Origin of the sequence: Escherichia sp. WS2035 (assembly GCF_046487065.1) — a bacterium.
GTDB classification, from domain to species: Bacteria; Pseudomonadota; Gammaproteobacteria; order Enterobacterales; family Enterobacteriaceae; genus Escherichia; species Escherichia coli.
Genome location: NZ_JBJQKD010000010.1, coordinates 171122 through 191195, shown reverse-complemented (window position 1 = coordinate 191195; position 20074 = coordinate 171122). Strand labels below are relative to the sequence as shown.

Annotated in this window: 19 protein-coding genes; 9 read left to right on the top strand and 10 right to left on the bottom strand. The window is 47.5% G+C overall.

Annotation, left to right across the window (positions count from 1 at the left end; all coding sequences use genetic code 11):
• From ACJHX4_RS17650 to gadW, 3 genes are all read left to right on the top strand, one after another.
• A partial coding sequence (locus tag ACJHX4_RS17650) for a hypothetical protein (protein ID WP_000385218.1) occupies positions 1 to 107 on the top strand: 107 nt, incomplete at its 5' end.
• A 367-nt stretch (positions 108 to 474) separates the two neighbouring features.
• Positions 475 to 1299, top strand: coding sequence for an acid resistance transcriptional activator GadX (gadX, locus tag ACJHX4_RS17645; RefSeq protein ID WP_001182743.1), 825 nt, complete (start codon positions 475 to 477; stop codon positions 1297 to 1299).
• A 368-nt stretch (positions 1300 to 1667) separates the two neighbouring features.
• The gene (gene gadW, locus ACJHX4_RS17640; RefSeq protein WP_000951553.1) at positions 1668 to 2396 is read left to right on the top strand and encodes an acid resistance transcriptional activator GadW; all 729 of its coding nucleotides are present in this window, start codon (positions 1668 to 1670) and stop codon (positions 2394 to 2396) included.
• A 362-nt stretch (positions 2397 to 2758) separates the two neighbouring features.
• On the opposite strand, the gene mdtF is transcribed toward gadW, so the two are convergent.
• Both mdtF and mdtE read right to left on the bottom strand, forming a co-directional pair.
• Positions 2759 to 5872 carry a multidrug efflux pump RND permease MdtF gene (gene mdtF, locus ACJHX4_RS17635; RefSeq protein WP_000024904.1) on the bottom strand — a complete coding sequence of 1038 codons (3114 nt, stop codon included), beginning with the start codon at positions 5870 to 5872 and terminating at the stop codon, positions 2759 to 2761.
• A 24-nt stretch (positions 5873 to 5896) separates the two neighbouring features.
• A complete protein-coding gene (mdtE, locus tag ACJHX4_RS17630) occupies positions 5897 to 7006 on the bottom strand; it encodes a multidrug transporter subunit MdtE (RefSeq protein ID WP_001304950.1) in 1110 nt (369 codons plus the stop codon).
• Positions 7007 to 7113: 107 nt separating this feature from the next.
• Here mdtE and ACJHX4_RS17625 point away from each other — a divergent pair, with 107 nt between their 5' ends.
• Complete coding sequence (locus ACJHX4_RS17625; protein WP_001205317.1) at positions 7114 to 7443, top strand: hypothetical protein; 330 nt, start codon at positions 7114 to 7116, stop codon at positions 7441 to 7443.
• On the opposite strand, the gene gadE is transcribed toward ACJHX4_RS17625, so the two are convergent.
• A complete protein-coding gene (gene gadE / locus ACJHX4_RS17620; protein WP_000576690.1) occupies positions 7393 to 7920 on the bottom strand; it encodes an acid resistance transcriptional activator GadE in 528 nt (175 codons plus the stop codon). The genes ACJHX4_RS17625 and gadE overlap by 51 nt on opposite strands.
• A gap of 798 nt (positions 7921 to 8718) precedes the next feature.
• Positions 8719 to 9291: an acid-resistance protein HdeD gene (gene hdeD / locus ACJHX4_RS17615; RefSeq protein WP_000965671.1), complete on the bottom strand. Its 573-nt coding sequence runs from the start codon at positions 9289 to 9291 to the stop codon at positions 8719 to 8721.
• A gap of 254 nt (positions 9292 to 9545) precedes the next feature.
• On the opposite strand from hdeD, the gene hdeA reads away from it, so the two are divergent.
• The 3 genes from hdeA (at position 9546) to ACJHX4_RS17600 (ending at position 11031) form a co-directional block, all read left to right on the top strand.
• Complete coding sequence (hdeA, locus tag ACJHX4_RS17610; RefSeq protein ID WP_000756548.1) at positions 9546 to 9878, top strand: acid-activated periplasmic chaperone HdeA; 333 nt, start codon at positions 9546 to 9548, stop codon at positions 9876 to 9878.
• Positions 9879 to 9993: 115 nt separating this feature from the next.
• Entirely contained in the window at positions 9994 to 10320 is a 327-nt protein-coding gene (gene hdeB / locus ACJHX4_RS17605) for an acid-activated periplasmic chaperone HdeB (protein ID WP_001298717.1), read from the top strand.
• A 63-nt stretch (positions 10321 to 10383) separates the two neighbouring features.
• The gene (locus ACJHX4_RS17600; RefSeq protein WP_000123131.1) at positions 10384 to 11031 is read left to right on the top strand and encodes an MgtC/SapB family protein; all 648 of its coding nucleotides are present in this window, start codon (positions 10384 to 10386) and stop codon (positions 11029 to 11031) included.
• A gap of 51 nt (positions 11032 to 11082) precedes the next feature.
• Here ACJHX4_RS17600 and ACJHX4_RS17595 read toward each other — a convergent pair whose 3' ends face one another.
• Genes ACJHX4_RS17595 through chuT form a run of 6 tightly spaced genes read right to left on the bottom strand, consistent with a single transcriptional unit; the run spans position 11083 to position 16292 of the window.
• The gene (locus ACJHX4_RS17595; RefSeq protein WP_000622316.1) at positions 11083 to 11853 is read right to left on the bottom strand and encodes a heme ABC transporter ATP-binding protein; all 771 of its coding nucleotides are present in this window, start codon (positions 11851 to 11853) and stop codon (positions 11083 to 11085) included.
• The gene (shuU, locus tag ACJHX4_RS17590) at positions 11850 to 12842 is read right to left on the bottom strand and encodes a heme ABC transporter permease ShuU/ChuU (RefSeq protein ID WP_000910402.1); all 993 of its coding nucleotides are present in this window, start codon (positions 12840 to 12842) and stop codon (positions 11850 to 11852) included. The genes ACJHX4_RS17595 and shuU overlap by 4 nt, the downstream gene beginning before the upstream one ends.
• Before the next feature lie 48 nt (positions 12843 to 12890).
• Entirely contained in the window at positions 12891 to 13514 is a 624-nt protein-coding gene (gene chuY / locus ACJHX4_RS17585) for an anaerobilin reductase (protein WP_000189351.1), read from the bottom strand.
• The gene (gene hutX / locus ACJHX4_RS17580) at positions 13514 to 14008 is read right to left on the bottom strand and encodes a heme utilization cystosolic carrier protein HutX (protein WP_000020034.1); all 495 of its coding nucleotides are present in this window, start codon (positions 14006 to 14008) and stop codon (positions 13514 to 13516) included. The genes chuY and hutX overlap by 1 nt, the downstream gene beginning before the upstream one ends.
• Before the next feature lie 12 nt (positions 14009 to 14020).
• Positions 14021 to 15358, bottom strand: coding sequence for a heme anaerobic degradation radical SAM methyltransferase ChuW/HutW (gene hutW / locus ACJHX4_RS17575; RefSeq protein WP_001095640.1), 1338 nt, complete (start codon positions 15356 to 15358; stop codon positions 14021 to 14023).
• Positions 15359 to 15377: 19 nt separating this feature from the next.
• Positions 15378 to 16292, bottom strand: coding sequence for a heme ABC transporter substrate-binding protein ChuT (gene chuT, locus ACJHX4_RS17570; RefSeq protein ID WP_001312167.1), 915 nt, complete (start codon positions 16290 to 16292; stop codon positions 15378 to 15380).
• Positions 16293 to 16975: 683 nt separating this feature from the next.
• Between chuT and chuA the strand changes: the two genes are divergently transcribed.
• Both chuA and chuS read left to right on the top strand, forming a co-directional pair.
• Entirely contained in the window at positions 16976 to 18958 is a 1983-nt protein-coding gene (gene chuA, locus ACJHX4_RS17565; RefSeq protein WP_000089583.1) for a TonB-dependent heme/hemoglobin receptor ChuA/ShuA, read from the top strand.
• Positions 18959 to 19006: 48 nt separating this feature from the next.
• Complete coding sequence (chuS, locus tag ACJHX4_RS17560; RefSeq protein ID WP_001017192.1) at positions 19007 to 20035, top strand: hematinate-forming heme oxygenase ChuS; 1029 nt, start codon at positions 19007 to 19009, stop codon at positions 20033 to 20035.
• Positions 20036 to 20074 lie beyond the last annotated feature (39 nt).

The window sequence follows — 20074 nt, the reverse complement described above, 5'->3', positions numbered from 1 at the left end:
ACTTTGCTGAACTGTTGCTGGAAGACTACAAAGCCTCCCTGAAATATCTCAGCGACCACCCGAAACTGCAGGGTATTGCCCAGCAGAACAGCTTTAAACACACCTGATAACATCACGTTGTAAAAACCGAATGCCCAACCTTTAAAAACAGGTGGGTATTCGGCTACTTATTAATTGCAATAATATATTACCTGTCTATTCATCGTGTTGATAAGATATATGTTATATGAATGTTATGGAGCATAGCGATACTGCTTAATATTACGATGATGAATTATTTGCTTACTATTAATTCCTCTGCGTTCTTAAGTCCCCTTTTTATATAATAAATCCAGTCATCCAGCCCGAGTATCATCGCTCATTATCATCCTGTTTTCCCGCTTCGTTTAAATTTATTTATCAATCAATTTGACTTAAGAGGGCGGCGTGCTACATTAATAAACAGTAATATGTTTATGTAATATTAAGTCAACTATGCAACCACTACATGGTAATTGTCTAATTGCGTACGCAAGACATAAATATATTCTCACCATGGTTAATGGTGAATATCGCTATTTTAATGGCGGTGATCTGGTTTTTGCGGATGCAAGCCAAATTCAAGTAGATAAGTGTGTTGAGAATTTCGTATTAGTTTCAAGAGACACGCTTTCATTATTTCTCCCGATGCTCAAGGAGGAGGCATTAAAACTTCATGTACATAAAAAAGTTCCTTCATTACTCGTTCATCACTGTACCAGAGATATTCCTGTTTTTCAGGAAGTTGCGCAACTATCGCAGAATAAGAATCTTCGCTATGCAGAAATGCTACGTAAAAGGGCATTAATCTTTGCGTTGTTATCTGTTTTTCTTGAGGATACGCAGTTTATACCGTTACTTCTGAACGTGTTGCAACCGAATATGCGAACACGAGTTTGTACGGTCATCAATAATAATATCGCCCATGAGTGGACATTAGCCCGAATTGCTAGCGAATTGTTGATGAGTCCAAGCCTGTTAAAGAAAAAATTGCGCGAAGAAGGTACGTCATATTCACAGTTGCTTACTGAGTGTAGGATGCAGCGTGCTTTACAACTTATTGTTATATATGGGGTTTCAATTAAGCGAGTTGCAGTATCCTGTGGATATCACAGCGTGTCGTATTTCATTTACGTTTTTCGAAATTATTATGGGATGACGCCCACAGAGTATCAGGAGCGATCGGCGCAGGAATTACCGAACTGTGGCTCGGCGGCAAGTATGGCTGCGCAAGGGATTTTTTACGGCACTGACCGTTCTGCGGAAGGAATAAGATTATAGAGTTTTACTCAGACATAAAAAAAACCCGGCATAGGGGACCGGGAAGAGGATAGTCTGCCGTCTCCAGACTAATAAACCGTTATAACACTCCCTGTTGGCACGGGAAACTTTGTGCTCTCAGTAAGTTAAATATAACTTTTACTGGAAATAAGATCAGCCATTTTTTTATAAACATAAGCTATACGCTGTGTGAAAATATAATCGTGTTGCATTTACTTATTATCAATTAACTGTTATGCAAAACTACTTTGTGGATAAAATTTGGTCCTACCAAATATGGCAGTTTTTGCACACAGAAACAGTCTGGCGTCATTTCATTAGTATACTGACATTGAAATAATCGCAGTAATGAAATATAAGGGATAGTCATGGCTCATGTCTGCTCGGTGATCCTCGTTCGTCGTTCATTCGATATTCATCATGAACAGCAAAAAATATCGTTGCATAACGAGAGTATCCTGCTGCTGGATAAAAATTTGGCAGACGATTTTGCGTTTTGTTCACTGGATACGCGACGGCTGGATATCGAAGAGCTGACAGTTTGCCATTACTTACAAAATATTCGTCAGTTGCCACGCAATTTAGGATTGCATAGCAAAGACCGTTTGTTAATTAACCAGTCACCCCCCATACAGCTGGTGACGGCGATTTTTGATAGTTTCAATGACCCCCGGGTCAATTCGCCGATACTGAGCAAAATGCTCTATCTTTCCTGTTTATCAATGTTTTCTCATAAGAAAGAACTGATCCCCTTACTTTTCAATAGTATCAGTACTGTTTCAGGAAAAGTTGAACGCCTTATTAGCTTTGATATCGCTAAACGTTGGTATCTACGCGATATCGCAGAAAGAATGTACACCAGCGAGAGTCTCATCAAAAAAAAGTTGCAGGATGAAAATACCTGTTTCAGTAAAATATTACTCGCCTCCAGGATGTCGATGGCCAGACGATTACTCGAGTTACGTCAAATACCTCTGCATACTATTGCGGAAAAATGTGGCTATAGCAGTACGTCATACTTTATAAATACATTTAGACAATATTATGGTGTAACGCCACATCAGTTTTCGCAACATTCGCCGGGTACCTTTTCCTGACATATTTCGCATTTGAATATTGGTCAGGATCTCACGTCTGCTTCATGTGAAACTCTTTCCTGATGATTTCTGCCGGGCTACCGGCTAGTTCTCTTTCGCAGTTTGCCAGGCGGTATAGGTATTTTCAGGAGGAAAAGACTCGGCATGTTTGGGATTATTAAGCTAACAATTCATACGATTACGGGAATGTGGGTCAGTATTGTGCTGTTCAAATTGATGACGAATGGCTGGAGTGGTTTCTACTTTCAGTGCTGTGTACTAAGCCTGGTATTCCTGACGGTTAGCTGGTTGTTGAGTGGTGAATGGTTAGCAGGAAAGAGTAAGGCTGAACCCTCACGTTCAACCTTACTCTCATTTACACGTTACGCTTTTTTAAAGCGGGCAAAGAGATGTTCCACTACAACGAAAAAGACCGGAACGAAGTAAATTGCCAGCACTGTTGCGGCAAACATCCCGCCCATTACGCCGGTACCTACCGCGTTTTGCGCGCCAGAGCCGGCACCATGACTGATAACCAGCGGCAGCACGCCGAGAATAAAGGCCAGAGAAGTCATCAGGATTGGGCGTAAACGCATACGCGCTGCTTCGATGATTGCCTCTACCGGTGTTTTCCCTTCTTTCTGCATCATCTCAACGGCAAATTCGACAATCAGGATGGCGTTCTTGGCGGAAAGCCCGATGGTGGTCAGCAAACCAACCTGGAAGTAAACGTCATTACTTAAGCCGCGCAGATCGGTGGCCAGTAATGCGCCAACGACGCCTAACGGAACAACCAACATCACCGAGAACGGAATTGACCAGCTTTCATAAAGTGCGGCGAGGGCGAGGAACACCACGACCAGTGAAATGGCATATAGCGCGGGAGCCTGATTTGAGGATAACGCTTCCTGATACGACAGTCCGGTCCATGAGTAGCCGACGCCTGCCGGAAGTTTTGCGACCAGGTCTGCCATAAATTTCATGGCGTCACCGGTACTTTTCCCGGCAGCCGCTTCACCTAAAATCTCCATTGACGGGATGCCGTTGTAGCGTTCCAGTCGCGGTGAACCATAGGTCCATTCGGTAGACGAATAGGCAGAAAGCGGTGCCATCGTGCCAGAGGCGTTGCGTACATACCATTGGTTGATGTTATCCGGCAACATACGGAACGGCGTGCCTGCCTGGACATACACTTTTTTCACCCGCCCCTGGTTGAGGAAGTCGTTCACGTAGCTGCTGCCGAAGGCGGTGGAAATTGTCTGGTTGATATCAGACAGCGCCACACCCATAGCCTCGGCTTTCGCAGCGTTGACGTTCACTTTGAACATCGGCGTATCTTCCAGGCCGTTCGGGCGTACCCCGATGACCTGATTCGGTGATTGCGCTGCCAGTGATAACAGCTCGTTTCGCGCCTGGGTCAGTTTTTCGTGCCCCAGATTGCCGTTGTCCAGCAGTTCCATATCAAAACCTGACGCGGTACCCAGTTCAGCCACCGCGGGTAAGTTGAACGGGAAGACGACGGCTTTATTGATACTGCTTAGCGCAATCATTGCCCGCTGAATAATCGCGGTAACCGAGTTTTCCTCGCCGACACGTTCAGACCACGGCTTGAGGCTGATAAACGCCAGACCGTTGTTTTGCCCCTGACCACTGAAGCCAAAGCCACCAACGGTAAACACCGACTGAACATTATTTTTCTCTTTTGTCAGATAATAATCCGTCACCTGTTGTAGCACTTTCGTGGTGTTAACCATGGTTGCACCGGAAGGTAACTGCGCGGTGGTCATAAATACCCCCTGATCCTCTTCTGGTAAGAAAGAGGTCGGCGTACGCAGGAACAGCACCGCCATCCCGGCGCAAATCAGTAGGTAGACCACCATGTAGCGACCGGTACAACGCAACAGCGAGCGGGTGCTGTCGGTATAGTGCTGAGTTGATTTTTCAAACAGCGTGTTGAAGCGTGCGAACAGGGCGTTAGGTTTGTGACCGCCCTCCGGCGCGGCTTTCAGAATGGTGGCGCACAGGGCAGGGGTCAGGCTCATTGCTACAAATACTGAAAGCAGCATGGAGGAGATCAGCGTGATGGAGAACTGGCGGTAGATCTCCCCGGTCGCACCGCTCATAAAGGCCATCGGCATAAACACTGCGGAAAGAACAACGGCAATCCCGACCAGCGCACGTTGGATCTGCCCCATCGATTTATGCGTCGCTTCCTTCGGCGGTAGCTTATCTTCCGCAATGACACGCTCGACGTTCTCCACCACCACGATGGCGTCATCCACCAGTAACCCTATCGCCAGCACCATCCCGAACATAGTTAACGTGTTGATGGTGAAACCAACTGCCGACAAGATCGCAAACGTCCCGAGAATAACCACCGGTACGGCAATCGTCGGGATGATTGTGGCGCGGAAATTCTGCAAAAACAGATACATGACCAGGAAGACGAGGATGATAGCCTCAACCAGCGTTTTGAAAACTTCCTGAATAGAAATTTTGATAAACGGTGTGGTGTCGTAAGGATAAACCGTCTTCAGGCTTGCAGGGAAATAAGCCGATAAACGGTTCAGCTCCTCTTTCACCGCTCGCGAGGTATCCAGGGCGTTTGCTCCGGTAGCCAGTTTGATGGCGATCCCGGCGGCAGGTTTGCCGTTATAGCGCGCCACGGTGGAATAATCTTCCGCCCCAAGTTCGACGCGGGCGACATCACGCAGCAGCACTTGCGAACCATCTTGCTGAACTTTCAACAGGATTTTGCCAAATTCTTCCGGCGTTTGCAGACGCGTCTGCACAATGATCGAGGCGTTCAGTTGCTGGTCTGCCGCCTGTGGCATGCCACCCAGTTGACCACCAGAAATCTGGTTGTTTTGCACCTTAATCTGGGAAATAACATCGGAAGGTACCAGGTTATATTTATTGAGTTTTTGCGGGTCCAGCCAGATACGCATGGCGTACTCGGAACCAAAGAGCTGTACGCTACCAACGCCCGCGGTACGGCTTAGCGGGTCTTTGATATTAGACGCTACATAGTCCGCGATATCGTACTGGTTGAGGCTGCCGTTATCAGAAATAAATGCCGCTACCATCAGGATATTACTGCTCGACTTATCGACGCTAATCCCCTGCTGCTGCACCGCTTCAGGTAATGAAGGCATAGCGAGTTGCAGTTTATTTTGCACCTGAACCTGTGCGATATCAGGCGATGTCCCCGTCTCGAAGGTCAGAGTGATGGAGGCATTACCTGCCGCATCGCTGGTTGAAGACATGTACATCAGGCCATCAAGCCCATTCATATTTTGCTCAATCACCTGAGTGACCGAGTCTTCTACCGTTTGCGCATCGGCACCCGGATAGGTTGCGCTGACGGTAATGGTCGGTGGCGCAATCTGCGGATACTGCGCAACCGGTAAGTTCATGATCGCCAGACCGCCTGCAAGCATCATAATAATGGCAAGTACCCAGGCAAAAACCGGGCGATCAATAAAATAGTTAGCCATGAAAGTCCCCTTAAGCCTGCAACGTTATTGTTTCGATTCGGTGCTGGCGTTTTCCTGGCTGGAGGAAATTGCTCGTGCTTTGATACCCGGACGAATGCGTTGCAAGCCGGAAACGATCACCCGATCGCCAGCCTGCAAGCCAGAGGTGACAACCCACTGGTCGCCGATGGCTTTGCTGGCTTCGATTTCGCGTAGCTGCACGACATCGTCTTTATCCAGAATGAGTGCCGTTGCTTTACCCTGGGCGTTGTGGGTGACGCCTTCCTGCGGCACCAGTAATACATTCTGGCGGCTACCTTCATCCACTAATGCCGTAACATACATGCCAGGCAGCAAGTCACCATTTGGGTTGGGGAAAATCGCCCGTAACGTCACGGAGCCCGTGGTTTCATCCACCGTCGGGTCGGAGAATTTCAGCGTGCCGGTCTGGCCGTAACGTTTACCATTTTCCAGATTGAGCTGTACTGGCGTACTGCCCTGAACCTGTTTGATTTGCCCACTGGCGACCTCTTCTTTCATGCGCAAGAAATCCTGCACCGACTGCGTGAGATCGACATAAATCGGGTCCAGACGTTGTACGGTAACCAGCGAATCTGCCTGATTAGCGGTAACGAGTGCGCCGACGGTCACCGACGATTTCCCGCTGACGCCCGTAATCGGCGAGGTGACATTCGCGTATTGCAGATTGATCGTCGCCTGTTCAACAGCCGCTTTGGCGACGGTGACATTGGCTTCTGCTTCATTCAACTGGGTGCGCGCGGTGTCGTAATCCTGACGGCTAACATAGTTGGTCTTCAGCAACGATGCCTGGCGGTTAAAGGTGATGCGGGCATTGCTGGCGGTAGAGAGCGCTTTCGCCAGCGAGCCTTTGGCGGAGTTCAGCTCTGCCTGTAAAGGCGCAGGATCAATCTGATACAGCGAATCGCCCTGGTTCACTTTATCGCCTTCGATAAAGTTGCGTTTAATGATAATTCCGCCCACCTGGGGACGTATCTCGGCAACTTCATAAGGAACGGTTCTACCGGGCAATTCGCTCAACACATTGACCGAACCGGGGGAGAGTGTGACGACACCGACCTCAGGCGTCATGGCGGCGGCGTTTTCCGCCGATTTGTCATCGCAGGCGGTGAGCATCGCGCCGCAGAATAACAACGGTATTAACAGTTTTCTTCTTCTGTTCATTTTAGTCCCTGAAAATTCTTGAGAAATAACGGTTCTTTAAATTGCGCGCGAGGAGAGATATGAGGGATTTACAGACCAGCGGCATAGTGGGGTTGTCAGCCAGTAAGATGGGATGCAAGCACAGTGATCGACATGGTGAGGTCAACGACAAAAAAAATGTTGCCGTTCTGCCAACAGTTTCTGCCAGCATTCGGGCAACGAAGGGTTCTACTGGTGGATACACATACCAGGGGAATAAAGTCGTTTTCGTCTCTCCTTCAATAATCACCGGGGGTATTGAAATCAGCATCTGCATCCCTCGTCATGCCAGCCATCAATTTCAGTTGCTTATGTCCTTACTAAAAATAAGATGTGATACCCAGGGTGACGATGTCGCTCATACGTCTTAATTTCAGCTTGTACATAATGTTGAATTTCTGAATCTTTAATGTTTGTTGCGAAATGTTGAGCGTTGACGTGATATTGCTTTCATTTTTGTTTTTCAGAATCAGTTGCATAATTTTGAACTGATTATGTGAAAAACATAGTTGTGAATTCTTATGGGGCAAGTGTTTACCATAAGTAATCTCAAGAAGATTTTTGATACTTTCTTTACGGCTGACAAAATAAATAGGCGCTTTAGCTTTTAGTTTACTGATGTGATAAGGTGCCAAAACAATAATTCTCTCGGCATCTAATTTCTCCAGGAATTTAATCGCTTCTTCATCAAGGATATGGTTGTGATAGGTGTCAATGATCACCTTGAAGGGTTTATTGCCTACTTTTTTGATCTCTGACAGGGAATTGATTTTTATCATTTCGTGATTATCTTTCAACTGCCAAAAGCCCTGTAAAAGAAAAGAATCTTTCGTCATGAGAAAAATCATAACTTGCTCCTTAGCCGTTATCGTTTCGAACATGTCATCCTTTTCATTATTTACATCCTTGTCCGAATCGTTGTTCAATATAGTAAACGCCTATAAGAACTTTGCCCTTCGTGAACTAATACGTCTATTAACACTAATCAATACTTCAGATTTATCCATCACGCACTCCATATATTGGTCCTAAGTAAGATTCCTGGTTGTTATCAGTTTGTAACTAGTAAACAAAAGGTTAACTTTTGCGGATTACTGCCCAAGAATAAGTTATCAATAACCAGTTTGTGATCTCTGAAGAATATTACTAAAGTTAAAATGTAATCCGATTTAAATATCGAGTCTCCTTGTTTCGACTTAGGCTGGCAATTGGATTGCCAGCTTTCTTTTAACGCATTGAAATTACCTGATTAAATAACTCATTCATGTCTTCAGGTTTTTATATAGCGTCTGGAGACACGGATATTTATGCAATGTAATCAACGCCAGTTGCAAAAAAATGAACCCGGATTACTTATTTAACCGCCCATAGCATCAACGCTTACGGAACTCTTTGTTCACTTTCCCACAGCACTTTTAAAACATTAAACCTGACCACGGAAAATATCAGCCATGATAATGTTTGAAATGGCTAATTTGCCATGGAACGAAAAAAATCAGATTAAATTCAGTAGGTTGAAATAATCAACAGCAGGCAATTGTTTCAATGATAGTGCGTAATTGAACTGAAACACTGTATAGCTAAGAGAGTATTAACTGGATCATAGTCACTTAATGTGACTATGATCCAGGTGGAAATAGGGATAATTATTGCTTTTTAACGAACAAACTGGCGAAGCTGAACAGACTGGCGGCGCTAAATATCAGTTCAATTCCCACCAGTGTGGAAACCAGCGTTACCGACACCATCGGCGTAGCACCAAGGAATATCCAGGCAATGACGATATCCAGCACACCAATAACGAGCTGTAGCCAACTGCCTTTCATTGAACGCTGACGATACCAACTCATCAGGCGAATAACCCCTGCCACACAGAACAAACCGGCAATAAATGCCGCAATGGCAAAAATGCCCAGCTCTGGTGCGCGGATGAAGAAATAGCCGATCAATAAATAGGCGACTGCGACGAGGAAACCGGATAATACCGGCCAGAAATTATGACTGCGGTTGCTGAATAGCCCGACAATAAGCGCAATGCCCGAGCAGATTAATAATGCACCCACTACTGTGCTTAAAATGTCGCCAGAGACGAACGGAAAACTGATACACAGCAACCCGACGATAAACAGCAGCACGGCAATAAACTGGATTGCTCTGCGATGTTTTTTAAGCATCTCCAGATCAAACTTCAAAATTGTTGCCTTATCTATATATAACATAGAACCACCCTATAAAATTAAGAAGAAAATCCCCTGCTATCAATCTATGCCAAAAACGCGTCTAAGAATGCAGTCGATTTAATAAAAATTTCCTAATTACAGTATCTGATGCATCTGTAACTCATTGTATTGAAATAAAAATATCTGATTTTGATATTTTCCATCAACATGACATATACAGAAAACCAGGTTATAACCTCAGTGTCGAAATTGATTCGTGACGGCTCTTTCACTTTATAGTTGAGGATATTACGATGAAAAAAGTATTAGGCGTTATTCTTGGTGGTCTGCTTCTTCTGCCAGTAGTGAGCAATGCAGCGGATGCACAAAAAGCAGCTGATAACAAAAAACCGGTCAACTCCTGGACCTGTGAAGATTTCCTGGCTGTGGACGAATCCTTCCAGCCAACTGCAGTTGGTTTTGCTGAAGCACTGAACAACAAAGATAAACCAGAAGATGCGGTTTTAGATGTTCAGGGTATTGCAACCGTAACCCCAGCTATCGTTCAGGCTTGTACTCAGGATAAAAAAGCCAGCTTTAAAGATAAAGTTAAAGGCGAATGGGACAAAATTAAGAAAGATATGTAATTCCGGGAATGCGTTACATCGTATTTCCTTGCATATTGAACAGGCCGGAATATCTTCTTTAAAAGCAGCTATTCCTCCTGTTTGTATATAATCTCTATATTGAATGGGTTACAAAATGAACATTTCATCTCTCCGTAAAGCGTTTATTTTTATGGGCGCTGTAGCGGCTTTGTCACTGGTGAACGCACAATCTGCGCTGGCAGCCAATGAATCCGCTAAAGATATGACCTGCCAGGAATTTATTGATCTGAATCCAAAAGCAATGACACCAGTTGCGTGGTGGATGCTGCATGAAGAAACAGTATATAAAGGTGGCGATACCGTTACTTTAAATGAAACCGATCTCACTCAAATTCCTAAAGTGATCGAATACTGCAAGAAAAACCCGCAGAAAAATTTGTATACCTTCAAAAATCAAGCATCTAATGACTTGCCGAATTAATGAGGTACAAGTAAAAAGGAGTAGCAAGTTGAGCCATCTTGCTGCTCCTTTTTGCATTTTTATATGACAGCAGAATTTATTATACGACTTATACTTGCGGTAATTGCCTGTGGCGCTATTGGCATGGAAAGACAAATGCGCGGCAAAGGAGCAGGGTTACGCACACATGTATTAATTGGCATGGGAAGCGCCCTGTTTATGATTGTTTCGAAATATGGTTTTGCTGACGTGCTGTCTTTAGGTCACGTCGGACTAGACCCCAGCCGTATTGCTGCTCAGGTTGTGACGGGCGTCGGGTTTATCGGTGCAGGTAACATTCTCGTTCGTAACCAAAATATTGTAGGTCTGACGACGGCAGCGGATATCTGGGTGACCGCCGCCATTGGTATGGTTATTGGCAGCGGTATGTACGAACTGGGTATTTATGGTTCAGTGATGACCTTGCTGGTGCTGGAAGTCTTCCATCAATTAACCTTCCGCCTGATGAACAAAAATTACCATTTACAGCTGACATTAGTGAACGGTAATACGGTATCAATGCTCGACTGGTTTAAGCAGCAAAAAATAAAAACGGATTTAGTTTCGTTGCAGGAAAATGAAGATCATGAAGTGGTCGCCATTGATATCCAGCTTCATGCCACGACGTCGATAGAAGATCTGTTGCGATTATTAAAAGGTATGGCAGGGGTGAAAGGCGTTTCAATTAGCTAATCTGTATAGTTATTTATTCGCAGGAGTACCAGTGCGGTACTCCTGTTGGTTTTAATGATCGAGGACGATCAGTGGTGAATGGTTGGCAGGATCTTTAAGTACGGTAATATCCGCGCCGTAGAGCATTGTCAGCGCCTGCTGTGTCAATACGTCCTGCGGCTTACCATTTGCGATAACCTTTCCTTTTTGCATTAATACAACACGGTCTGCATAACGCGCGGCAAGATTTAGATCGTGCAATACGCAGCAAACATTGAACTGCCGTTCGTGAACTAACTGGCGTAATAAACGAAACAAGTGCTGCTGATGGTGAATATCCAGCGCCGAAGTTGGTTCATCAAGAAATAACCATTTCGGTGAGGGAGTAGGTTCCCAGAGTTGCACCAGCAGGCGCGCTAATTGCACGCGCTGTTGTTCACCACCGGATAATTGCCGATAGTCGCGGTTTGCTAACGCCTGACAGTCACATAACGCCATTATTTGTGCTGTTTCATTATCCTGATTACCAGTACGATGCGGATGCCGCCCCATCTGGATAACTTCTTGTACGCTGAATGGAAACGCCATGTGGCTATTTTGACGCATCACGGCCCGGTGTTTCGCCAGTTCAGTAATCGACCATTCATTTAATGGCTTATTAAACAACCGACATTCGCCGCTATCAGGTTGAAGATAGCCGGTTAGCTGGCGAAGCAGCGTAGATTTTCCCGCACCATTAGGGCCGAGGATGGCAACAATTTCCCCACCGGGAAAAGTCAGCGAGACATTATCAGTCAGACGCCGCCCCTGAAGGCTATAAACCAGATTCTGGGCGCTGATCATGTGATCCTCCGGTTGCGCAGAATCAACCACATAAAATAAGGGCCACCAAGCAGGCTGGTTAATAATCCCACGGGCATTTCTGCTGGCTGTACCAGCGTGCGGGCAAGCGTGTCTGCCATCAGCAATAAACAGGCTCCGGCGAGGGCGGAACAAGGGATTAGCCAGCGGTGATTTGCCCCGGTAGTCATGCGAATCAGATGCGGGATCACCAGGCCAATAAAGCCGATAATACCGCTTACCGATACGGCAGCACCAACGAGCAGTGAGCTCACTAACAGTAATTGCTGGCGTTTACGCTTAACGTTCACGCCGAGGTAGTGGGCTTCTTCATCACCGAGCTGCAGTAAATTCAGCGTTCCGGCGAGACAAGTTGTTGCGATAATGGCCGGTAGGATGAATGAACTGGCAACCAATAACGTCGGCCATTGCGCCTGTCCAAGATTGCCCATCATCCACAATGTGAGTTGTCGTAGCTGCTGCTCATCGCCGATATAGCTCAGGATGCCGATCGCTGCGCCGCACAGGGCATTGATGGCGATACCGGCGAGTAATAATTGCATCATGCTGCCATCGCGATGGCGCTGCGTGATGAGAAAAATGATGGTGCAGACCACTAAACTTCCGGCAATGGCAAACACCATTTGCTCATAGAGCACCAGCACCACTGGGAAGGAGAAGGGCAGCACAATAGCAACGCCAACCATTAATGCAGAACCGCTACTGACGCCAAGTAATCCAGGGTCAGCCATTGGGTTGCGAAAAAGCCCTTGCATAATTACCCCTGCGGTTGCCAACGCTGCACCTACCAGCACCGCCAGCAAAACCCGTGGTAGACGAATATTGAGCCAGATATCGCGGTATTCCTCATCAAAAAGGGCATCAAAACTGATCTTTAACGCTCCCTGACTGGCACCAAACAGCACCAGAGCTAGCAATAATAGTGATAGCCCCATAAAGACCCTGGCGGAAGAGAGTGAATCCTTGAGCACGCAAAACTCCGTTACGACATTACGGCGCGGACATGCCGCGCCGGGGGATCACGCCGGTTTCAGGTCCGGTTCAATCAGACTGTAGACCTGCTGGTTAAGTGCTGGCGCATTTGCCAGTTCATGGATATGTGCGGCGACATCAGCACGGTTAACAAAACCATGACACTCCTGATTTTGTATCCGTTGTGCTTTGCCCGTTGCCGCACCATCAAGCAGACCGCCAGGGCGGAGAATGGCATAATCAAGCTGGCTGGTTTGCAACCAGCTTTCCGCCAGCGTTTTTTCCCGTACCGCCTGACCAAACGCAGCCTTTGCCCGCTCTGATAAAAACGGCCAGCTATCGCCGCATCCCAAAGAGGTCACCAGAATCATGCGACTGATGCCAGCCTTCTCGGCCTCATCAATCACTGTTCTGTGCGCCAGATAATCCTGAGCTCCGCCCATTGTTGAGATGATAAGCGCATCCGGGCCAGCTGCGCGGCAAGCAGCCGCGACTACGCTGGCATCACAGGCGTCGCCTGTAAAAACCTGTACGCCTTGTTGCGCCAGTTTCGTGGCGGCATCGGCATGACGAATGACAGCAACGACCGGACGTTGTTCCGCCAGCGCCAGTTCAAGCGTTCTGGCACCCACACCTTTTCCGCCCGCACCAAAGAGTAGCCACGGTGTCATCAGGCGTGTTCCTTTAACGATGCTGCCAGAGCATGGAAGGCGCTGACTTGTTCGCTCAGGAGCTGACGATGATCATCCCTACCGAGGAAGATTTTCAGCATTGCGCTGCCTTCCTTATTGAAAAAGAGAATAGAGGCGGTGTCCATGCCCATAAATTTACGTTCGATCAAGGCAATATGCGTGCAGTTTTCTGCTTTGATATGCCCGGACATGCCGTGCTTTCCGCGTAGGTTGAAATAGCCGTGGCGATGGAAACCCGAAGGCAGTTCGCCGCTAAATTCGAGTATTACATCGGTAGTATGTACTAACGTGGTGACGTTGCCCCATTCGCAGACGGTATCCCAGACAGTATCGAATTTATCACCTGACACAACAGTCGGAGAGGGCAGATTTTTCACTACCTCCAGCAGCGTGGTGTTGTATTGTTCGGCGATCGCCTCCAGCGTACCGTCTGGCTCCGTTTTCAAAAATTCCTGTAACGAGACATGGCTCATAAATCACTCCTGTTATGGTTTTTCAAGCGCAATTGCTGGCGCATTAAGTACCTGAATCAGTTCATTAAGAGACTGCAAAATGTTGCTTGCCCAGAAACGACCTTCATTGGTCAACCGCAGACACGTTGACGCATCGCGGCTTAAGCCTTTTTGGTGCCACTGGGCCAGTAACGGCGCGAGTTTTTCGGCATGTGGCGTAAGTTCGTCCAGCGGTACACGCGCCGTTTCAATGCCCGACTGCAAGGTATGACGCCACTGCGCGTTACGTTCGGCGTTACGCATGATCATCATCAGCGGTTTTTTGCCTGCTGCGACGGATTCATGCCAGGTCTGAAGATTGCGTTCGTTCATCCAGGAGTAACCATTAATCGAACCGCCGGCTCCGGAACCAAAGGCCAGACAATCGGCACCTTGTTTAATCAGCAGGTTATAGAGATTGCGTTCGCGTGTGGTACGGCCCCAGTGGCTGTTACTGATGCAGCGCCAACCGGCATCGTCCATAAAATCACACCCTTGCAGGTAAAGATCGCGACGTTCTGCCGGAGAGGGCACGGTAGTACGCCCATTTTCCACGGCTTTGCCCAGCGGTGTATTGGGCAGGACATTGAGCGCATAGAGATCGACGCCGTCGAGACCGATATCGCGGGCAATAGCCAGATCTTCTCCCCAGGTTTGCGCATCCTGACCCGGCAGACCAAACAGCAGGTCACAGACCACCGCGGCACGGTCGCGTTTGACCAGGCTTTCCATAAACGCAATAGCGGTTGGGCCATCCGAGGTGCGGGCCATTTTCTTGCGGATTTTGCTGTTAAACGACTGAATACCAATTGAGAAGCGGTTTGCTCCAGCATCAAGGCAAGCATCGATTCGCTCAGCGTCAAAATTCAGTACCCGGCCTTCGATAGTGATTTCACAATCAGGGGCCAGTGGCAACTTTTCTCGTAATGTGGTGATGATTCTGGCCAAATCGTGTGCTGAAAGCGCGGAAGGCGTACCGCCACCGAAATAGACCGCGTGGATGGGGCCCGACTGATGCAATACGCTGTCTGCTTCCAGTTCTATTTCACGAATCAGGGCGTCGGTATAATGAGCACACACATCTTCATTAAAACGGTTCTGATAAAAACCACAAAACGTGCAGTGTGTCGCACAAAAAGGAATGTGTAGGTAAACCAGTCGCTTACGTGGTGATACCGTTTGATTGATCATCTCTTGCCAGGTCTGTACCAGTTGCTCTTTGGCAACCGGAATGGCCCCACGAAACGGCATCATGGCGCGCCTGTCTTTAAAGGGCTGATCACCGTCTAAAGCAAAATGTGGCGTGAGATCCAGGGTGTTATTTGTGTTCATTCGTCTGATTTAAATCCATTTATTGCGGCCAAAGCTGCTGGTGTAAAGACTCAACGACATCAGCAATACGCGGACCCATTCCCAGAATCAGGTTTTGATCAACGGTGATAATGCGCTGGTTTTTCCATGCGGCAGTGTGGGTAATTCCGGCAATAGAACGTAGCCGATTAATATCGCCATCGACCATTTGTGAGGTGACGACAATCACTTCAGGGTTAGCCGCAATCAGCGATTCCGCGCTGTAGCTTTTGTACTGCTGGTGGGTAGCGACGTTTTCTGCTCCGGCAAGCGAAAGAATGGCGTCCGCGACGCTGCCTTTACCGGCAACCTGTGGCGCACTTCCGCCTGCGGAGAGAATAAACATGGCTTTAACCGGGGCTTTTTTGGCCGCCACGTTTTGCTGTACTCGCTCCAGGCGTTGGTTGATCTGTGTCACCAGCGCCTCGCCTTGTTCAGGAACCTGTAACGTTTTTGCCAGTTGGCGAATGTTGGCGTACATCTGCTCAAGGGTGGCTGGTACACGCGGCAGAGTGACGACGTTGACTTTTTGCGCCCGCAGTTGGTCGAGCACAATTTGCGGTCCTGCATCCTGCCAGGTAATTACGCTATCCGGGCGAAGTGACAAAATGCCTTCGCTGCTGAGTTGTTTCCAGTAACCAATATGCGGCAGTTTGGCGGTTTCTGGTGGATAGGATGTCGTTTCATCGACACCAACCACGCGTTTGCCAGCGCCCATCGCGTAGATTAGCTCCGTCAGCGATCCTCCTGCGACCACGATACGTTCGGCAGCCGTTACGCTAAAAGTCCAGCTAAGAGCCAGTAATGCCGTAAACAATTTTTTTCGTTTTACCATGGTCTTCGCGGCAGAGACCACGGCTGAAATACATAACGTTAGTGGGGAAAAAAGAAACGGCCTGGTGATGATCCTTGGCATAATGTGAGAACTCTTATCAAATTGAGAATGATCATGATTATCATTTGAGTTATATATGAAATACAACCGTCGATTCAATACGCACGGCGTTACAAGCGTATTTATTTTTGATTTTTATCAAGATGCTTCGTCAGCTAATGTTCTTGTTACCGATTAAATTTCAGCGCGGGAAAAAGCTGAGAACCCGGAGATATCGCGGCTTGCAGAGCAAAGAGAAGAGAAAATTATCACTGTTAACGACAACGTTTTGTGATGAGGTTGTGGGGGGATAGCCATAAACACAGGATGGTTTTCTGGATGCTGGATAGATTTCATAACCCCCTGTTTATTGTGTTAATGGCGGTTAAAAAAAGCTTGATCATAAAAAATTGATCGATAATAATTCTCATTATCACGTTTGAGTTTAACAAAATATGACATCATGGATAACAAAATCATATCTTTTGTAAGGGAAAACGCACAGCACTCTTCACTTCAGACGTGGCGTACTACTTTGCCTGACAAAGAGGGCGTGCTTTTGCTGAATTATCAGAAATATTCGGCAATTTTACGGGATATATACGCTAATAGCTTCCCGTGGTGATATCTAATCATTTGAATTGTAAATAAATTTATTTTTCGCCAGCCACCCCGGTATTAACCCAGGCAGCCAGCATTTTTTATTTTCCTCATGGAGAATCGCTATGTCACGTCCGCAATTTACTTCGTTGCGTTTGAGTTTGTTGGCTTTGGCTGTTTCTGCCACCTTGCCAACGTTTGCTTTTGCTACTGAAACCATGACCGTTACGGCAACGGGGAATGCACGTAGTTCCTTCGAAGCGCCTATGATGGTCAGCGTTATCGACACTTCCGCTCCTGAAAATCAAACTGCTACTTCAGCCACTGATTTGCTGCGTCATGTTCCTGGAATTACTCTTGATGGTACCGGACGAACCAACGGTCAGGATGTAAATATGCGTGGCTATGATCATCGCGGCGTGCTGGTTCTTGTCGATGGTGTTCGCCAGGGAACGGATACCGGACACCTGAATGGCACTTTTCTCGATCCGGCGCTGATCAAGCGTGTTGAGATTGTTCGCGGACCTTCAGCATTACTGTATGGCAGTGGCGCGCTGGGTGGAGTGATCTCCTACGATACGGTCGATGCAAAAGATTTATTGCAGGAAGGACAAAGCAGTGGTTTTCGTGTCTTTGGTACTGGCGGCACGGGGGACCATAGCCTGGGATTAGGCGCGAGCGCGTTTGGGCGAACTGAAAATCTGGATGGTATTGTGGCCTGGTCCAGTCGCGATCGGGGTGATTTACGCCAGAGCAATGGTGAAACCGCGCCGAATGACGAATCCATTAATAACATGCTGGCGAAAGGGACCTGGCAAATTGATTCAGCCCAGTCTCTGAGCGGTTTAGTGCGTTACTACAACAACGACGCGCGTGAACCAAAAAATCCGCAGACTGTTGAAGCTTCTGATAGCAGCAACCCGATGGTCGATCGTTCAACAATTCAACGCGATGCGCAGCTTTCTTATAAACTCGCCCCGCAGGGTAACGACTGGTTAAATGCAGATGCAAAAATATACTGGTCGGAAGTCCGTATTAATGCGCAAAACACGGGGAGTTCAGGCGAGTATCGTGAACAGATAACAAAAGGAGCAAGGCTGGAGAACCGTTCCACTCTATTTGCCGACAGTTTCGCTTCTCACTTACTGACATATGGCGGTGAGTATTATCGTCAGGAACAACATCCGGGTGGCGCGACGACGGGCTTCCCGCAAGCAAAAATCGATTTTAGCTCTGGCTGGCTACAAGATGAGATCACCTTACGCGATCTGCCGATTACCCTGCTTGGCGGAACCCGCTATGACAGTTATCGCGGTAGCAGCGACGGCTACAAAGATGTTGATGCCGACAAATGGTCATCTCGTGCGGGGATGACTATCAACCCGACCAACTGGCTGATGTTATTTGGCTCATATGCTCAGGCATTCCGCGCCCCGACGATGGGCGAAATGTATAATGATTCTAAACACTTCTCGATTGGTCGCTTCTATACCAACTATTGGGTGCCAAACCCGAACTTACGTCCGGAAACTAACGAAACTCAGGAGTACGGTTTTGGGCTACGTTTTGATGACCTGATGTTGTCCAATGATGCTCTGGAATTTAAAGCCAGCTACTTTGATACCAAAGCGAAAGATTATATCTCCACGACCGTCGATTTCGCGGCGGCGACAACTATGTCGTATAACGTCCCGAACGCCAAAATCTGGGGCTGGGATGTGATGACGAAATATACCACTGATCTGTTTAGCCTTGATGTGGCCTATAACCGTACCCGCGGCAAAGACACCGATACCGGGGAATATATCTCCAGCATTAACCCGGATACCGTTACCAGTACCCTGAATATTCCGATCGCTCACAGTGGCTTCTCTGTTGGTTGGGTCGGTACGTTTGCCGATCGCTCAACACATATCAGCAGCAGCTACAGCAAACAACCTGGCTATGGTGTGAATGATTTCTACGTCAGTTATCAAGGACAACAGGCGCTCAAAGGCATGACCACTACTCTGGTATTGGGCAACGCCTTCGATAAAGAGTACTGGTCGCCGCAAGGCATCCCACAGGATGGTCGTAACGGAAAAATTTTCGTGAGTTATCAATGGTAATCATCTGCCCCGATATTTCGGGGCATTTATCTGGAAGGAAGAGAGACAATGAACCACTACACACGCTGGCTTGAGTTAAAAGAACAAAATCCCGGAAAGTACGCGCGTGACATCGCAGGTTTAATGAATATCAGCGAAGCAGAACTGGCATTTGCGCGCGTCACGCACGACGCGTGGCGGATGCGCGGCGATATTCGTGAAATTCTGGCGGCGCTCGAAAGTGTTGGCGAAACCAAATGTATTTGCCGTAATGAATATGCAGTCCATGAGCAAGTTGGTGCGTTCACAAACCAGCATTTGAACGGACATGCCGGATTGATCCTCAATCCGCGCGCGCTGGATTTACGTCTGTTTCTCAATCAATGGGCCAGTGTTTTCCACATCAAAGAAAACACGGCCCGTGGCGAACGCCAGAGTATTCAGTTCTTTGATCATCAGGGCGATGCATTACTAAAAGTTTATGCCACCGACAATACCGATATGGCGGCATGGAGTGAGCTTCTGGCACGGTTTATCACCGATGAGAATACGCCGCTTGAGTTAAAAGCCGTTGATGCGCCAGTTGTTCAAACGCGAGCCGATGCCAGTGTGGTCGAGCAAGAGTGGCGGGCGATGACCGACGTTCATCAGTTTTTTACGTTGCTCAAGCGTCACAATCTGACGCGCCAACAGGCGTTCAATCTGGTGGCAGACGATTTGGCCTGCAAAGTATCCAACAGTGCGTTGGCGCAAATTCTTGAATCTGCACAGCAGGATGGCAATGAAATCATGGTGTTTGTTGGCAACCGTGGCTGCGTACAGATTTTCACCGGTGTGGTAGAAAAAGTGGTGCCAATGAAAGGTTGGCTGAATATTTTCAACCCGACGTTTACTCTTCATCTATTAGAAGAGAGCATTGCTGAAGCCTGGGTTACCCGTAAACCGACCAGCGATGGTCACGTAACCAGTCTGGAATTGTTTGCCCATGATGGTACGCAGATAGCGCAACTTTATGGTCAACGTACAGAAGGTGAACAGGAGCAAGCGCAATGGCGTAAGCAAATTGCTTCGTTGATACCGGAAGGCGTTACTGCATAACGTATAATTAACGGGAGGTCTGGCTGTTGCTGGGCCTCT

Bases quoted from the DNA above. Each gene is read 5' to 3' on its own strand.
- gadX (WP_001182743.1), top strand. From the start codon at position 475: ATGCAACCACTACATGGTAATTGTCTAATTGCGTACGCAAGACATAAA.
- gadW (WP_000951553.1), top strand. From the start codon at position 1,668: ATGGCTCATGTCTGCTCGGTGATCCTCGTTCGTCGTTCATTCGATATT.
- mdtF (WP_000024904.1), bottom strand. From the start codon at position 5,872: ATGGCTAACTATTTTATTGATCGCCCGGTTTTTGCCTGGGTACTTGCC.
- mdtE (WP_001304950.1), bottom strand. From the start codon at position 7,006: ATGCTCACCGCCTGCGATGACAAATCGGCGGAAAACGCCGCCGCCATG.
- ACJHX4_RS17625 (WP_001205317.1), top strand. From the start codon at position 7,114: ATGAGGGATTTACAGACCAGCGGCATAGTGGGGTTGTCAGCCAGTAAG.
- gadE (WP_000576690.1), bottom strand. From the start codon at position 7,920: ATGATTTTTCTCATGACGAAAGATTCTTTTCTTTTACAGGGCTTTTGG.
- hdeD (WP_000965671.1), bottom strand. From the start codon at position 9,291: ATGTTATATATAGATAAGGCAACAATTTTGAAGTTTGATCTGGAGATG.
- hdeA (WP_000756548.1), top strand. From the start codon at position 9,546: ATGAAAAAAGTATTAGGCGTTATTCTTGGTGGTCTGCTTCTTCTGCCA.
- hdeB (WP_001298717.1), top strand. From the start codon at position 9,994: ATGAACATTTCATCTCTCCGTAAAGCGTTTATTTTTATGGGCGCTGTA.
- ACJHX4_RS17600 (WP_000123131.1), top strand. From the start codon at position 10,384: ATGACAGCAGAATTTATTATACGACTTATACTTGCGGTAATTGCCTGT.
- ACJHX4_RS17595 (WP_000622316.1), bottom strand. From the start codon at position 11,853: ATGATCAGCGCCCAGAATCTGGTTTATAGCCTTCAGGGGCGGCGTCTG.
- chuY (WP_000189351.1), bottom strand. From the start codon at position 13,514: ATGACACCGTGGCTACTCTTTGGTGCGGGCGGAAAAGGTGTGGGTGCC.
- hutX (WP_000020034.1), bottom strand. From the start codon at position 14,008: ATGAGCCATGTCTCGTTACAGGAATTTTTGAAAACGGAGCCAGACGGT.
- hutW (WP_001095640.1), bottom strand. From the start codon at position 15,358: ATGAACACAAATAACACCCTGGATCTCACGCCACATTTTGCTTTAGAC.
- chuT (WP_001312167.1), bottom strand. From the start codon at position 16,292: ATGCCAAGGATCATCACCAGGCCGTTTCTTTTTTCCCCACTAACGTTA.
- chuA (WP_000089583.1), top strand. From the start codon at position 16,976: ATGTCACGTCCGCAATTTACTTCGTTGCGTTTGAGTTTGTTGGCTTTG.
- chuS (WP_001017192.1), top strand. From the start codon at position 19,007: ATGAACCACTACACACGCTGGCTTGAGTTAAAAGAACAAAATCCCGGA.